The sequence below is a fragment of the Desulfatiglans sp. genome, assembly GCA_012513605.1.
In the GTDB taxonomy this organism is placed as follows: domain Bacteria; phylum Desulfobacterota; class DSM-4660; order Desulfatiglandales; family HGW-15; genus JAAZBV01.
On sequence record JAAZBV010000020.1, the window covers coordinates 1 to 16,403 of the forward strand.

General features: G+C 37.1%; 15 protein-coding genes. 7 read left to right on the forward strand and 8 right to left on the reverse strand.

The features are described from left to right. Nucleotides 1-57 precede the first annotated feature (57 nt). The 7 genes from GX654_02430 to GX654_02460 form a co-directional block, all read right to left on the reverse strand. Entirely contained in the window at nucleotides 58-834 is a 777-nt protein-coding gene (locus GX654_02430; GenBank protein ID NLD35702.1) for a hypothetical protein, read from the reverse strand. A 102-nt stretch (nucleotides 835-936) separates the two neighbouring features. Next, a complete protein-coding gene (locus GX654_02435; GenBank protein NLD35703.1) occupies nucleotides 937-2,775 on the reverse strand; it encodes a hypothetical protein in 1,839 nt (612 codons plus the stop codon). Between the two features lie 694 nt (nucleotides 2,776-3,469). Then, nucleotides 3,470-4,759: an IS110 family transposase gene (locus tag GX654_02440; protein NLD35704.1), complete on the reverse strand. Its 1,290-nt coding sequence runs from the start codon at nucleotides 4,757-4,759 to the stop codon at nucleotides 3,470-3,472. 428 nt (nucleotides 4,760-5,187) lie between these two features. Continuing rightward, nucleotides 5,188-5,757, reverse strand: a complete 570-nt coding sequence (gene gmhB / locus GX654_02445; GenBank protein NLD35705.1) for a D-glycero-beta-D-manno-heptose 1,7-bisphosphate 7-phosphatase — start codon at nucleotides 5,755-5,757, stop codon at nucleotides 5,188-5,190. A gap of 161 nt (nucleotides 5,758-5,918) precedes the next feature. Next, entirely contained in the window at nucleotides 5,919-7,448 is a 1,530-nt protein-coding gene (locus GX654_02450) for a hypothetical protein (protein ID NLD35706.1), read from the reverse strand. Continuing rightward, entirely contained in the window at nucleotides 7,445-8,995 is a 1,551-nt protein-coding gene (locus tag GX654_02455) for a WecB/TagA/CpsF family glycosyltransferase (protein ID NLD35707.1), read from the reverse strand. The genes GX654_02450 and GX654_02455 overlap by 4 nt, the downstream gene beginning before the upstream one ends. Further along, entirely contained in the window at nucleotides 8,995-9,720 is a 726-nt protein-coding gene (locus tag GX654_02460; GenBank protein ID NLD35708.1) for a sugar transferase, read from the reverse strand. The genes GX654_02455 and GX654_02460 overlap by 1 nt, the downstream gene beginning before the upstream one ends. Before the next feature lie 313 nt (nucleotides 9,721-10,033). On the opposite strand from GX654_02460, the gene GX654_02465 reads away from it, so the two are divergent. From GX654_02465 to GX654_02495, 7 genes are all read left to right on the forward strand, one after another. Next, nucleotides 10,034-10,264 (forward strand): hypothetical protein, encoded by a 231-nt coding sequence (locus GX654_02465; GenBank protein ID NLD35709.1) that lies wholly within the window; start codon nucleotides 10,034-10,036, stop codon nucleotides 10,262-10,264. A 136-nt stretch (nucleotides 10,265-10,400) separates the two neighbouring features. Further along, a complete protein-coding gene (locus tag GX654_02470) occupies nucleotides 10,401-10,625 on the forward strand; it encodes a PEP-CTERM sorting domain-containing protein (protein NLD35710.1) in 225 nt (74 codons plus the stop codon). Between the two features lie 38 nt (nucleotides 10,626-10,663). After that, nucleotides 10,664-11,521 carry an exosortase/archaeosortase family protein gene (locus GX654_02475; GenBank protein NLD35711.1) on the forward strand — a complete coding sequence of 286 codons (858 nt, stop codon included), beginning with the start codon at nucleotides 10,664-10,666 and terminating at the stop codon, nucleotides 11,519-11,521. Beyond that, on the forward strand, nucleotides 11,518-12,390 hold the full coding sequence (locus GX654_02480) for an exosortase/archaeosortase family protein (GenBank protein ID NLD35712.1): 873 nt from the start codon (nucleotides 11,518-11,520) through the stop codon (nucleotides 12,388-12,390). Before GX654_02475 ends, GX654_02480 begins: the two co-directional genes overlap by 4 nt. Then, nucleotides 12,377-13,009, forward strand: coding sequence for an EpsI family protein (epsI, locus tag GX654_02485; protein ID NLD35713.1), 633 nt, complete (start codon nucleotides 12,377-12,379; stop codon nucleotides 13,007-13,009). Before GX654_02480 ends, epsI begins: the two co-directional genes overlap by 14 nt. A 10-nt stretch (nucleotides 13,010-13,019) precedes the next feature. Then, the gene (locus tag GX654_02490; protein ID NLD35714.1) at nucleotides 13,020-13,865 is read left to right on the forward strand and encodes a glycosyltransferase family 2 protein; all 846 of its coding nucleotides are present in this window, start codon (nucleotides 13,020-13,022) and stop codon (nucleotides 13,863-13,865) included. A gap of 122 nt (nucleotides 13,866-13,987) precedes the next feature. Next, complete coding sequence (locus GX654_02495) at nucleotides 13,988-15,391, forward strand: oligosaccharide flippase family protein (GenBank protein ID NLD35715.1); 1,404 nt, start codon at nucleotides 13,988-13,990, stop codon at nucleotides 15,389-15,391. Here GX654_02495 and GX654_02500 read toward each other — a convergent pair. Next, nucleotides 15,388-16,401: a glycosyltransferase gene (locus GX654_02500; protein ID NLD35716.1), complete on the reverse strand. Its 1,014-nt coding sequence runs from the start codon at nucleotides 16,399-16,401 to the stop codon at nucleotides 15,388-15,390. The two genes, GX654_02495 and GX654_02500, sit on opposite strands and share 4 nt — an antisense overlap. Nucleotides 16,402-16,403 lie beyond the last annotated feature (2 nt).

Below are 16,403 nucleotides of genomic sequence, written 5' to 3' on the forward strand. Positions count from 1 at the left end.
CAAAGGGAATAGTTATCGTCTTAGAAAGAATAATGAAAAGGAGGCAATAAAATCAGATCAAATTGAAATGTAAAGTGGCTCAGTTTTCACGACCGAAAATGGCTCACTTTTTAACGACCATTGACAATATTCCTTTGGAGCGACGCTAACTCTTTCAATCGATGACAGCCAATCAGGTTGATATTCAGGAATTTCAGGTAATACTAAAAATAATGATAATATTCCTGCTGCAAAATCACTTTTATCTTTTGAATTATTAACTTGATATATTAAATCGTCTATTACTACATTAATATTCTTTATATCTATTTGAATTTGAGGAAGATACATTAAATAGCTCGAAAATTTTTCTGATTGAGATAGGAGATTAAATAATTTTAACAATTTGTTGATGTAGATTATGATAATATCTTTAGAAGGTGCCCGAGCAGCATGAACGGCAGCTGCGCGAATTTTTAACATAAATTGTAATTCTGTTAGTTTTTCATGAAGCATTTGAAAGTGTTTTGATTTATCATGTATTCCTTGAACTAAAAAATCAATTTTTGGTATTGGATTTTTTAATAGCTGCTTCATTTCATCTATTATATTTGCAGCTGGTTTATAATATCCAGATGGTAGTTGAAGATATTTTTCTCCATATGTTTGAACTAATATTGCACTCGCAACAAGTTCAATTGATATGCCTAATAGACCAGTAGAAACAGTTAATGATGACATCTGATCATGTAGAGGTATCCTCTGAGGTCTATTTATATATTCAATGCATAAAGATAAATTTTCAATACTACCTTCTAATAGTCTTATTGCCGGCTTACTTAACATTCTAGGCATATATAAATCCCTTTTATTTTGTGACGAGAGAGTATATCTACCGTTTAAAATAAAGCACCGGCGAGTTTTTCCAGTTGTCACATTGATTTCGTTGTACTTTTCCTACTGGTTACCCAAAGCAACAACTTTGTTGAATGGGCTTAATGGATTATTTTTACCGAACACTACATCTTTAAAGTTGTTAGCATTACATTTATAATTATTTGATTTTAGTGTATTAAGATAAATTGTTTCGTGTGTCTCTAAGAGCTCAAATGCCGTTGAAATTGCCATTTTATGGCCAACGGACCGTTCACCGAGTTTAATAATTGCACGCAGAATAATATCCAAATATAAATGTAAATTTTCCACTAGCGTTGATAAGTAAGGTAGAGTTCTGTCGTTATGTAGAATCTGATTTCGTGCAAGATAAATTCTTCTTAGATGCCAAGACAACCTTTGGCGATGAGCTTCAATATTTTCATAGACTGCTTTTGAAGAGTTAAAATTGGTATGGCACCAGAAGCATCTGTTTCTCAATAACGGGTAGTGTTTAAGTGCTGTTGTAAGTTCATTAGCTTCATCACCGATTTCTTCAGATACTAAAAAATGCGTTACCTTTTCAAAATAATTTTCCCCTTTTCCATATTTTTCTACAATATCTCGCACTTCTTTTCCTGCATGAGTTAATGCATCTGTTAGATACAAAAATATTTTTTCAGGATAGGTAAGTACTAATGCTGGAAGAAGCATTTTTAAATAATAAACAATACCACGATCCCCTTTTGCTGGTGCTGGAAATAACCCTTCAAGAGCCGCCCATAGACTAATCAACTGACTTTCAGGCGCATCAGTTGCAATAGCAGTACTGTGATAGTCGAAAACCCTAAATAATTGGTGTGTTGCCTGTGGTGTGAAACTGCGAATTAGGCTATGAAATGTCTGTTCAATTTGATCATCAGTAATTTTTGTGCGACTTGATGCCTTTTCCATAGGATGAGGACGAGCACGAAAAAATGTTTCTTGTGGAGGGTCATCGTTATTAATCACAATAGAGGATGGATGAACGAATATTTTTGTTTTATGATCAAGGAACGTGTAGGTATCAAAAAACATCCTTAAACGTGATTCTGCGTACTCACGAGCGCTATGTGGATCGGTGCTTTTATTCTTTTCAATTTTCACATAAGTGTTGAAACCATCATACCCTTCTCTATCTCTCTTTAATAATTTTGCTACGCCAATTTTCTCTAGATCTTCAGGAGGTCCTTGAGTTATGAAAATTTTATTTTTTTCAAGATGCACAGAATATCTAAGGACAGGTATTTTCACTCTAAGGTAGACAGTGTAATCTTTACTGGGTTTGGTAAAAATATCTAAGAACTCTTTAAGTTGTTCAGTGCAATATATTTTATTGGGTGGTTCTTGAAGCGAGAAAAAAAAATTCTGAGTTACTTTATATATATATTCTCTACTAAAACCTCTTAATTCTACTTCCGCACAAAAAGATCTAATTGCTCGAAGTATTAGAGCTTTCTTTTTATTATTAGGTACTTCTTTTAAAATAAAATTGTATAGCTTTATTTTGTATTCATGTTCAAATTCTGCATGTAAAGCTTGAACAATATTATAAAACTTATTGGGGTGTTCAGTATTCTTTAATTTTTTTATTAACTCTGCGAATGTTGAATCACTCCCAATATCTATTACTGGATCATTTTGTAGATTAAATACAAGTTCGTCAATTACATGTGAAAAAGAATTCCTGCTTCGAATAGTGCCTCGATTGAACTCATATGCGAAAAATAATAATTCAAAAATGTTTGAATGGACATTTAATGCAGGAGCTTTAAAGGAATCGAGAGAATGATGAAATAACATTTCATCAAGAGCTTGGGCAAAAAACAATAAACCTTCTGTTTTATCAGTTATTTCCCATTTTCTTAGGTCCGGTAGTTTCATAAAAGCACCTTTTTGTTTAATTTTTCACTAACCCAGCATATTTAATAGGATGTTTAAAACAATCAGATATAATAAACCAGCTATTAACAATAATTACAATAATCAATGATCAATAAACATAAAACAGGTGAAACAAATAAATCAGAAAAGATGTGGTATTATTAAAAAGAACCGACGTTATGTCAACAGGTTTAAAGTTATTGAAGAAGCTTTCAGCATTCAGCTACCTGTCCCGCCATAGTTTTATACGAAGGCGGATCAGCTCTCAGCCAATCCTTTGTTATCGAAATTGATAAGAGAGGTTGATGAGGGGAAAAGAAAAAAGAATGAACACCGAACATCGAACTTCCAACTTTGAACATTGAATGAAAAGACAATAGGGAGCAGGGGACAATCCTATAATCTCCTGTCAAGGTAAAAAATAAAACAAATGAATCCAGTTAGTTGAGAAGTGCCTATTTTTTAAGCATACTTCCCCTATAGCCCAAAGGCTTAAAAAAATCGGCGAGTCTCTCGCTGCTGCAAATCCCTTACCTGATCGTTATAAATTCGATGTATTGCACTTACGCAATCACCAATAATCCCTTATCCAGGTTATTGAATTTTAACGAGAGGCCCTGCATTGTCCCTCCAGAGGTCCATGGTATGGCCCCAACGCAGGTAGACGGGCTCTCTCGCCGATATAAATTATATTTTAGTGCTCTATATTTAAATACGCTGGATCAAACGGCTCCTTATTCTTCATCAATGTCCAGGCTATTATCAGCATCTTCGCTGCAAGCTTTACCTTCATCTTGGTCTTTATACCCTTCTCACGTTCCCTGCCTTTAAGCTGGTTGGCGTAATATCTCTTAAAATAGCTATTACTTGTTGATGCTATAAATGCCGCCTGGTAAAGGGCATACCTCAAATGAGCGTTACCTCTTTTTGATATTACAGACACAGCTTTATCAGAGGTCTTTCCAGTCCTGCTGGCGCTAAGGTCATATCCGACAAGTTTTATTACCTGCTTACAATTCTCAAACCTTAATGGGTTTCCTATGGCTCCTAAGACCTTTGCTGATATATCAGGGCCAAAACCGGGAATGGATAAAAGATATTGGCATTCAGGAAATCCTGAACAAATCTTTTCTACCTGTTCATCTAACTTTTTTATAGAGGCTCTTATGCTTTGCAACTCCTCGACCATTAGCCTCGACACAAACTGCAATGCATCACCTGCTTTACACCCTATTGATTCATTGGCGTCCAGCCAAATAGACTTTATTCTGTCCGCCTGAGCCCTTGTCCTTACCCTGGGGGCTATCATCTCTTCAAATTGTTCATATTCAAGAAGGTTAATGTCTTTTGGTCTTATGCACCACTTCACTACAGCAAGGCTTTCAGAACGTCCTTTAGCAAACTGACTGTCAAACTCAGGAAAATACTGGGCTATAACGTTATTTCTTATCCTGACTTTTATCCTGTGTTCCTGTTTCTTCAGCATCCTTTTCAGTGAAAGTAAACCCCTCAGGTCTCTTACTTCCAAAGATGGGTAATCATAGTACTGGCATTTACCCTGGGATATAAGATCAGCTACATTGGCTGCATCCTTACCATCATGCTTATCCCACCTCCCATCCAGTAACTCACGGTTTCTCGCTACTGAAACACCTGATACAAGAACTACATTGCATCCACATCTTATCAGGTACTCCGCAAGGGGTTTGTGGTAATTAGATGTGGGTTCCATCCCATACACTACCTTTTCCAGGTTATTACCTTCCTTTATCGCATTTGCATGATCCATCAGCATCTCAATCCCACTGAAGGTATTCCAAAAGACCAGCCTCCTTTCCAGGGTCTTACCATTTGCTGTACCATAAAATGCATAATGTTTTTCTTTCCCAACATCTATGCCTACAAGCAAGTATTTATCCGATCCCCTTATCTCTTTCCTTATTTGACGAAACTCTTTTATTCTGGTAATTTCTTCTACGTGCATTTGAAGCCTCCTGTTTAAGTTAGTTGATTGTGGTGATCTACTTCTTAACAGGAGGTTTCATTTTTGCATAGCTATTAAATAATTTTTTTCTATGCTAGGTTCAGCTGTGTATCCTTTTGATATTTCAATATATAACGACCGTGATATTTCAAATATCTTCTGAGAAGCAGTAATACTAAGGCTGTTGAAGGTCGTTACCTTTGACCGCATTGCAATTTATATGGTGGCTGAAGGAGAAATGAGATATCAAATTCATAACAGGTGTAATCATTTTTGGCAAACTTACTCTTCTGTGATCTTTTACACTATTAGGTGGTAGAATAGTCTTTCGTAGGGTGGGGTTTTATACCCCACCTTGTAGAGACAAGGCATGCCTTGTCTACATAAATGCCGGTAGCGCAATGATTAACGATACACTATGAAAATGCCTATTTTTTGAGTATCCACTTCACAGCATCCAGGAGATCATCGGCTATAAACACAGGTTTATGATTGAACCCCGGAAGAATGAAATCAACCTCTCCAAGACCATACCCTGTCTTTACCATGATGCTTTTAATATTGCTCTTACTGGCAAATTCAAGGTCTGTAAAGTGGTCTCCGATCATGTATGACTTTTCAAGGTCTATATCAAATTTTTCCATAGCCTTTTTAATCATGCCTGTCTTTGGTTTACGGCAGTCACATTCTATGGCATATTCCTTAATCTTGCTTCTGGGGTAATGAGGGCAGTAAAAGATGGCATCTATCTCTGCCCCTGATTTTTGTAAGGTATCTTTCATATATGTATGGATCTGTTCAAGCAGCTCAAGGGAGAAATAGCCCCGTGCAATGCCTGACTGGTTTGAGACCACAATAACAAGAAAATTATTCTCATTTAAAAGCCTTATTGCCTCAGGTACACCATGTAAAATATGAAACCTGCTCAGGTGGTTGATATAACCCATCTGTTCATTTATTGTTCCGTCTCGATCTATAAAGATGGCTGGCCTTTTCATGATGATCAATTATTCCTTTCTGTCCCACTGTGAACAGTTTGTTTAATCCCTATTATTAAGCATTTTCTGATTTTCCGGCGACAGGAGTCTAGGTAAATTGACCCTTTATGTCAATTTGAAATTATTTTTATCATATTCAGCTATTTAAGAGCCAGTCAAATTTAACTGAGAAAACCTGAGCCAAGTTCCCTCTGATGGTCATTTTCAGCACTCAGGTTTTTTATATGAAAGAAATATTTAAAAAGTATTCTGACGTCATCCCTGAATGACCTGGTTGATGCATAGAAATTTTCAGAGACTATCCTTTCTTCCCATGTTGATACAGGGTTCTTTTCTATTTCCCACAAATGTATAAGTCCTGTTGGTGCATTTAACCTTACCTTCTGCCAATCCTCACGGAGCAGGGCAATCTCCTCTTCAGAAAGGATTGAGTTACCAACCAGCCTGATATCACCTTTTATAACATTGATTAACCCTGGTAGTTTACTGATTAATGAATGGCTGCTCTTGAAGTGGTATTGAGATAATACAGAAAGCTCAGGATTCCCCTTCATATCCCTGGAACCATAACCCCCGTATCCTGTTATTGTATCAAGATATCTTTTTGAGGGGCACAGGAGATGATATATGTAGAGAGTAAGCATTACAGGAGTGAAAAGACAGAAGAGGAATAGCGCTACAACTATGTTGAAAATCTTTTCCAGTTTTTCTTTAAAAAGATTTTTCTCCATATTCCCGATAATAGTATCATCATCCACATACAGATTTGACATTTCTGGCAGGTTAAAAATAAAATTCTGATTAACTATTGAATCGTTTATCTCAGTATTTGTCCCGACATAGGTCTTTTCACAGATAATACTTCTTTTTATACTTGAGTCACTGTCAACAATGACACCATCTCCAATGATTGAATATTCACTGATTGATACTGAGTTCCTGATACTGCAATTTTCACCTATCAGGACAGGGGTATCTATTTCGGTTTCCGGATCGATAAAGGAATTCCTGCCGACCCATAACCCCTCTCTTATCTCTTTTCCAGGTATGGTGATGCTGCTTATCTCACCTTTTAATATAGCCCTGTTTACCTCAACGTAATCGTTCACGGTCTCAATAAGAGAGTAATGGAATTCAGACCTGTAGGTATTTGATTTTAATCCTACATCAGATAAATTCTTAATAATCTCCTTAATACCAATATGCCTTTTTATATTAGTCAGGAGACATAATGCACGATGGCTCATTATAAAAGGACGGAATTTTATGAGACCGGGTTTTTTCATTTCTAAAGGCGTTACCGGGAGTGTGAGGTCTGCAAGGGTCTCATTGTGGAAATTAAAAAAAGAAGCAATATCCAGGTTTGTTATCATGTTTACAGGAAAGCAAATAAAGCCCTCCTCAATGCTGTTTTTAATACGTGAAATAGCATCTATTGCTCCATGATATTCTCTGACAAGCGAATAGGAGATGTTGCAGCCCCATCTTTCTCCCATTTTGAAATATTGTTCAGTCTCATAAGGTTGATGGTTCAGTATGAAAATCATATCCCTTATGTTATTTTCAAGTAAAAGCTCTATCAGATGCTCTGCCACAGGTTTATTTACAACAGGCATCAGGTAATCTGATGTCCAGTTGGATACAGGGCTTAGAAGCTCGGGATTATCAGCAGGCAGGACTATTGCCTTCATATTGAACCCCTTGATAGAAATTTGTCATTATCAAAATCCGCTATTACCTTGAACAGGCTATTCAGTTTCATAATGTTGAATATCTGCATGATATCCTTGTTGGCATTGCATATAAAAGGGATTTTGTTATGTAAAAAAAGATGTTTTTTTATTTTGATAAAGAACGTAAGACCTGTACTGTCTACAAATTTCAACCCTTTCAGATTAATGACACAGTTATTATCGTCTATGGATTCTAAAATGCCCTGCATATCAATCTTAGTTATGTTTGCTGCATCAAGTCTGCCAAAAAGCTCTATTTTAAAAAGACCTTCCTTGAAGGATGTTGTATATGAGAAGGAGGTTTTATCGCTTACATCCCCTGTTTTTTCAGTAATATTTACAGAATCATTCTGATTCCATTCTTTTACAATATCCCACAGACGATTATATTTTAGTAATTTAGCTACACATGGTTTTATGCCTGTCATGAACATACTTTTATTGATGCTGTTGCAATAACTCCATACATCAACCAGAAAACCCATAACATAAAGATCCAGGTGCCTTGTATCATTAAGATCAATAACAAATGATGAATCCTTATTATTAAGGATGAAAGACCAGACATCAGAGATTGATTCCTTTGTTGCATTACAGGGCATCTTCAGTTTAACAGCCTTTTCTTCAGTCCTTACATTGATAGTAGCTCTATTTGAGGTGTACAATTTTTGAGACCCTATTTTTAATATCAACCTGCCTGTCTTATGTAAAAGTATCGGGAGCAAAATGGAGAAGCCAAGTTTAAAAAAACTAATAAAATAACGTTTCCATAAACGGACAGGGTCCTTGTATATCCTGTATATCCACTCAAGTCCATTTCTCTGCATCCAGTAAGGCGCCCTTGATACATCACCGGTAATAAAACTGAAAGAGCCGCCTACACCTATTGATACCGGCACCCTGATATTATCCCTGTTTCTGTTAAACCATATCTCCTGTTTAGGATTACCTAGGCCAATAAAAAGTATATCAGCCCCTGATTGGTTTATCATGGTAACGATCTTCCTGTCTTCCTCAAGGGAATCAAGCATGGCTTCCCCTTCAGTAGTAATATCAGGGGAGTATGTTCCTGCTATTTTAAGCCCGGGATATCTCTCCATAAGTATCTTTGCAGCATTGTCAGCAATACCTGGTCTTGCGCCAAATAAAAATATGGATTTATTAAGTTCTACAGCCTTTTTTGATATGAAAGGGAGCATGTCAGACCCTGCAACCCTTTCCTTAAGAGGCGAACCCATTAGCCTTGATATCCAGACAACAGGCATGCCATCAGCAGTAACAAGATCAGCGCGTCTCAAAATATCCAGCAGTTCAGGATGACGCGAGCGTTCACTACTCCATGATATGGTGTTTGTTATAAAATCAACATTTACGGTTGCTACATATTTGGGCGTATCGCTCTCTCTGTAGTCGTCTATCAGCCTGAATACTGAGTCAACCGCTTCAGTCATTGTCAGGTTATCAATGGGGATACCTAAAACTGATATACACTCTCTTTTTAGCATCAATATGCCCCCTTCCCTGTAAGTACCGCCGGTATGGTTTTGAAAAGGAGTTTAATATCTGTCCATATGGACTGGCTTTCTATATATTGCAGATCAAGATCCACCTGGCCATCAAAGCCTATATTGCTCCTTCCACTGACCTGCCAGAAACAGGTTAACCCTGGAGTAACATCAAGCCTTTTAAGATCTCTAAGCCTGTATTGTGAGACCTCTGATGGAATAGGGGGGCGGGGCCCGACTATTGACATGTCTCCTTTGAGGACATTAAAGAGCTGAGGCAGCTCATCAATAGACAGCTTCCTTATGATCTTTCCTGTACGTGTCAGCCTGGGGTCTTTTTTAATCTTAAAAATAAGAGACTGGGTCTCATTCAGGTTATCTAAATCATTTCTTATACGGTCTGCATCAGTTATCATTGACCTGAATTTGTATATGATAAATCTTTTGCCCTTTAGGCCTACACGTTGCTGACAATATATTACAGGCCCCCAGTCTTCAACTTTAATAAATAAGACTGTAATAAGGAAAACCGGTGACAGCGCAAGGATCAATAATATAGATAGAATAACATCAAAACATCGTTTGATTATCAAGGTGGATTTAATAACAAGATGCCAGCTGTAACGCTTGAAAATATAATAGATGACAGAACGAAAGCGGGCAAACCTGCTCCCGCCTTTTGCGTATCTGTCAAAAAGTCTGTCTCTTAAAACATTTTCCCGCACACATGCTCCACAGTAAAAATATTTGTCGAAAAAATACAACGGGATTTTTTATACCTGTTAACCAATCTCTGAAAAAGTATCGGGATAATATATGAGAATCTTTAATAAAAATTGAAATCAGTCCAGTTTATCGGCTGTAAACGAACATTTTTTTCATTCTTAAAATAAAATAGGTTCAGTATTTTTTTATATTGCAGTTATTTAGATCCGGTAAGGCGATGCGGCATTATTATTGCATTAATTAAATATTTTTATATTAAATCTGGAACAGGCACTGAATTTATTGACTAATATCATAAGGGGAGAATTTCCTATGGGCAAATACATTAAATTATCAAATATAATATTTTTTGTTTCCATAGCACTTTTATCTAATACTCAGCTATTTGCTATGGGTCTATTTCCAAAACCCCCGGGAAATAACCCACCTGTAATAAATAATCCTCCTCCATCTGCACCTACGCCCCATGCAATTGTGCTTATAGGTATGGGTGCATGTGGTGTGGCAGGTTTTTATTTAGGCAGACGAAAGAAAAAACAATAAAATTACAAATAGTTAAGAAAATTAAAAAAGTGTCGATTAGAGATTAGCAGTTATTGATTCAAGGCAAATTAAAAATCTCAGGAAAAGGCCAAAAAAAGATTTTTTAAATAAATTAACTCCTTATTTGGTTGCTAATATGAAAAAACAAATTTTATCCTTATTATTTTGTATGATGCTGCTACTTATCTCTTTAGCCAGTAATCCTGCATATGCAAAAAAGCCACCATGGGCAGGTGAGCCGGGCGGGCCAAAGGATTATGATCCCCCGCCATCTGCTCCTGAACCCATATCCATGATACTTATAGGTATGGGGGCGAGTGGTGTCGCAGGTTATTATTTAGGGAAGAGAAAGAAAAAGTAGATTTACTGCATGTTGATAAAATAAGCTGCGCAGGTTCAATGGAAACAGCCGAACAAAAAGATTTTTCTAATAAACAGGAATATTTTTTATACTGCATAATAATATGTATAGCAACCTATCTGCTTTTTTACCCATACTTTAAATGGCTTTATATATTATGGAAGAATGATCCTTTTGATACCTTCGGTTATCTTGTGCCTCTTGTTTCAAGCTGGATTATATTTTCTAAAAGAAAGGAGATATTTTCAAAACCTGTGGGTAAAAATAAATGGGGGTGGGTTATTTTTATTTCAGGCGTTACTCTTGCAATTCTCTATTGGTGGAACAGACAGGCAGTTGTGGCATCTCTTGGTTTGCCAATTGTCCTTTTTGGCCTGTCGATGATTGTGTGGGGAAAAGAGCGAAGTCGTTTACTTATCTTCCCTCTCTTTTTTTTGGTTTTTCTCTATCCATGGGGCGATATCCTTGATGCTGTAGTTGGATTACAATTAAGACTATTCAGTGTGAATGTTGCCTATTTTTTATATAAATGCATGGGGATGGATGCGGCTGTTTCCGGCACCTTGTTATACACCGGGCAATTTCTTGTAGATATTGCGCCTGCATGCAGCGGGCTAACCATATTAAATGTGCTCCTGTTCATGGGCGCTATTGGGGCATATTTGTATAATGGAAGAAAATCAAAAGGCGTAATGATCTTTGTATCGGTTATTCCTTTAAGTATTTTTCTGAACACCATTAGAATCTATTTTACAGGTCTGGCAGGGCATTTTATTAACGAGGAAACCGCCATGAGTTTTTATCATGACATATCTGGCATGCTTATATTCGGACTTGCAATGCTGATTTTGTATTTTGAAGCCTGCATCTTTAACCGAATGGATGAGACTAAATGACCATAGAAAAAATAGGTATATTAAAAAGGATTTTGTATATTGGACTGGCAACAGGGATACTGATTGAAATCATCCTGATATACAAGGATATTTTTATTTGGATGAAAACCGCATGGTTTAACTATCCTCCTGACAGGTTTGGCATTTTTATCCCCCTGCTTTTTTTATTCATATTCCTGTACAGGCTTGTAAGGGATCCTGTTAAAAAGTTAAATGGCAACAGGGTTGGACTCCTTGTAATATTAAGCGGGGTGTTAATCTTTATTGCCGGCATTTTTGTTGATATTCATATCATACAGGCAGCCTCACTTATTGCCACATGCTATGGCATTGTCTGGTATCTGATGGGCACTGACTGGGCAAGGAAAATGCTCTTTCCATTTTGCTTTCTTTTTTTAATGCTCCCTACCTCATCGTTTTTAATGGAGTCTATTTTCAGTGTACCCCTGAGAAACATGATTGCAAAAATTTCATGCAAAATACTCAATTCAACCGGGAGTCCGTGTGAAACAATAAACTGTGTTATGTATCTATATGACACAGAACTTCCTGTTCAATATTTCAGGGAATCCATATCATCATTAATGATGCATATGATCCTTACCTGTATTGCAGCGGAATTTTTATTTATAAAGAACTGGAGCAAGTTTTTATACCTTCTTTTGCTATGGGCCCCATACGTTATGATATCTCACAGCATCATTTATCTGGCAATGGGGTGGTGTTATGCATCAGGTGGTATTAATCAATCTGAAATCATCTGGGCATTCAGGAAATGGCTACCTGCTTTAATACATATTTTGATGCTTATTTTTACCTGGGCCATGATCAGAAAATACTCAGGGAGAAAAGAAAATGGCAGTAGATAAACAGGTAAAAAAATTAAAAATAATATTCCTGATTCTTCTAGTTGTAATCATTTTTTTGTACTGGTTCGATCAGAAACAAAAAAATATAGAAATAGGCTATTCGCTGGATAATATAACAATGAATATAGACGGATGGAAAGGGGGCAACATTTCTCCGAGTGAAAAGGAAAAAACCTGGGTAGAGCAGGGGGACCTGGTGATCAGAGGTTATCAAAAAGATAATAATACAGTATATCTGGTTGCAATACAGGAGAAGGGAGACCGTCACAAGGTCCACTCCCCGCAGGACTGTTACTCTGGTTCAGGCTGGGTGATCTTAAAGAAAGACAGTATAAGTATAGGTGATGCTAACAGCAAAATTAAAATTGTTCGCAGAATGCATGTGGTAAAGGACAGCAACTCAAGACTTGTCTATTACTGGTTAACAAATGGAGAGGATAGAACAGAAAGTTTTAAAAGACATCTGGTTTTGTTTCTGAGAGATATTCTGGTAAAAGGGAATTTCAAATCATGGGTTTGTTTTCAGATATCTGCTGAAATAAAAACTGATGTTGAGGCTACTTCTGAGCTGATTGAATCATTTATTAATGATCTTGATAAACAGGCTGCTTCAAGGTAAAGGTAAATCAATGAATGAACCTGTCGATATATTGTTTATTACCTTTAACCGCATAGAGTATGTCAAAAAAACTATTAAACATCTGCTTGGTGATACTACAAATTTCCGCCTCTATTTATGGGATAATGGCTCAAAAGATGGTGCTGCTGATGTTATTAGAGAAGTAAAGGATGAAAGGATCGCAGAACGTCATCTATGTCCTGTTAATGTGATGCAGGCCTACCCGACCGAGTGGTATCTTGACAGATGCAGATCAGAGATTATTGGCAAGATCGATGATGATACAATTGCTCCATACGGATGGATAGACAAAATAGGAAATGCCCTTAAAAAGAATGAATCTCTTGGCATGGTAGGTTGCTGGACATTCTGGCCTGAAGATTATGAAAGAAACAGAATCGAGGCATCAAAGAAGGTTATAGACTTTGGAGATCATCAGATTCTGCACAATTCCTATATTGGTGGAACAGCTTTCCTGATGAAACGTGATATCGCAAAAAAATATTATATCAGGAATCATATGGGTAATGCCTTTCCGATAGATCGTATAAAGATGACAGTTGATGGTTACATAAGTGGGTGGTATTTTCCTCTCATATACGCTGAACATATGGATGATCCCAGGTCAGAATATTGCCTCATGAAAAAAAAGGATGAGTTTAACAAGAATGCCGCTTTAACCGCAAAGGTACGTAATATCAGGACACCTGAACAGTATCTTGAGTGGATCATGCAAGATGCGGATAATATCCTTACTACCCCGGTAAACAGGCAGTTAAAAAATATCCATGGTGAAAACTCTCTTGTCAACAGGATAAAAAGAAGGCTTAAAAGCTCAATTTCAAGACTGCTTTAGTTATTTCTTCAAGACATATATTAAGGATAAAAATGTTTTTTAAAGGTCTTTATATAAAATTATTCAAAAGCAAAACCGATTCTCTCAAGCTTTTAAGCATGCGATCCGCTATGTGGAGTTTAATGGGTAAGGGCGGAAGCCATATGATAAGGCTTGCCGGGAATTTAATCCTTACACGCATTCTTTTCCCGGAGGCATTTGGTCTCATGGCCACTGCCAATATTGTGCTGGTTATGGCAGAACTTTTTTCTGATACAGGTGTTAAAACCGCTATAATCCAAAATCCAAGAGGCGCAGAACCTGCTTTTCTTAATACGGTTTGGGTGATAAATATAATCAGGGGAATAATCCTAAGCGGCTTTATTATAGCAATAGCCTGGCCTTTATCCGCATTCTATAATCAACCTGTATTAATGAATATCTTTTTTATTATGGGTATAAGCCATTTTATATCAGGCTTTGAAAACCCTGCACTTCCTCTCCTTATAAAAAATTTCGAGGTGGAAAGACAGGTAAAGATGGAGCTTGTTACTCAAGCAGTAGCATTGACTACAACTGTTCTGTTTGCATATTTTATGCAGTCAGTCTATGCGCTCGCCATTGGATACAGTATATCAGTGCTTTACAGGTTGATAGCTACATATTTTGCAATCCGATTTCGACCTCGTTTTTCATGGGACAGGGAAACAGGAAAAGAGATATTTAATTTCGGCAAATATGTATTCATCAATACCCTGATCACAGTGACAGTCTTTCAGCTTGATGTACTTCTGATCGGTAAGATACTGGATATGACAAATCTATCTTATTACAACATAGGTAAAAACCTCGGCATACTGGTATTCACCTTCTGCAGTCAGGTGGTATCACAATCATACCTGCCTGCTGTTAGTTCAGTTCAGAATGATATCTTAAGGGTACAGCGTATCTTCAAAAGAACAATTACCTTTTTCCTGACGATTTCTATTCCTGTTTCTCTGATAATGATAATATTTTCATACGATATCATACAGATAATGTATGACCCCAGATATAAGCTTTCATATATATCTCTTGCCTGGCTTGCCATGGCCGGGATGTTCAGGATTATTGGGAATTTCTCCGGTGCCACATTTTTTGCGTTAGGAAAACCAGCGCTTGAAACTTCATCAATGGCGATAGGTCTTTTTATTGTAGCTATAGCGCTTTTTACAGGTGTCCATATGGGCGGGCTTTCAGGCGTCTCATGCGGGGTAGCTATTGCTATTTCATTTATACCTGTTATAGAAAGTTTTCTACTTGTACGCTCAGTAAAATTTTCTATAAGAACTGTTATAGGTCCATACCTGCAGGTATTTTTTATCGGTGGTATTTGCCTTATCGTTCATATGATAATTAAGTCATGGTTTATCTCCATGTTTCATAACAGGATTTTATATGCCTTATTTATAGCAATCTTTTCTGTAATTTTATCACTCCTTGTATTCCGCTATATTGAAGGGCCAAATCCATTTAGAGACAGGGGAGGGGGCATACCAAAAAGCTAAGGAAGGCTGGTTTTCTTAACTCTAATCCTGTTATGCAGAGGTTTTCCAGATAGTAAACCATAATAATGTCTGATCACCCCGAAAAGCTGCGGGAATACAATAATAATGGCATTTACAGTATATATTATTGTATCTTTCCATGGTCTGCTAAACTGGTTTTTAAATCTAAAAATGCTGAATGCCGGTTTTACTGCAAACAGTAAAGCGAGTATCAGACCAGAGAACACAAACCCAGATATGAATCCTGCCAGCATTATGATAAGCGGTAATAGAGACCTGATCAGTATGCGCAGTGTCTCTCTTAACCATATCTTTTCTCTGTTTTTGATATATCTAAATGAGATTTCTGCATATGCATATCCACCCCGAAATGCCCTTTTTAGATATTTTATAAAACTGCTCATATTGATATCATGTCTGGCCATGGTATGGCCTGAACGGTTAATGAACCAGCCCTTTTCCCTGATCCTGTAACTTAAATCAGGGTCTTCACCTGCAATCAGGTATTCATCATACCCATTAGCATCCTCCAGTGCCTTACGTTTAATCAATACGCCCCCGCCGAAGAAGTTACATGGTCCCTCTTTACCTGCCCACTCCATTTCTGCGAGTATATGATATATGTTTTTATCCGGATAGGTTTCCCTAAGCATTCCTGTTACTGCACCAACATTATCTTTCAGTATATTATGAGCATGCATAAGCCAGTCAGGATCAATTATCATATCGGCATCAAGAAATTGTATAATTGGAGCAGAAAGAATATGCCATCCGGCATTTCTCCCTCGTCCCGGCGTTGGGTGAGGGTTATTAAGTTGTATAACTCTTACACCATTAAAGCCCATTGCTACATCAGTAGTGTTATCAGATGATCCGCCATCAACATATACTATATCCAGTAAGTCCTGCTGGTAATTTGCATCCCTGATGGCCTTTATGCAATCAGCAATATGGGCGGATTCATTTATCCCTATTATTACAACGCCTATCTTAGGAAGTATCTTTTCCATAA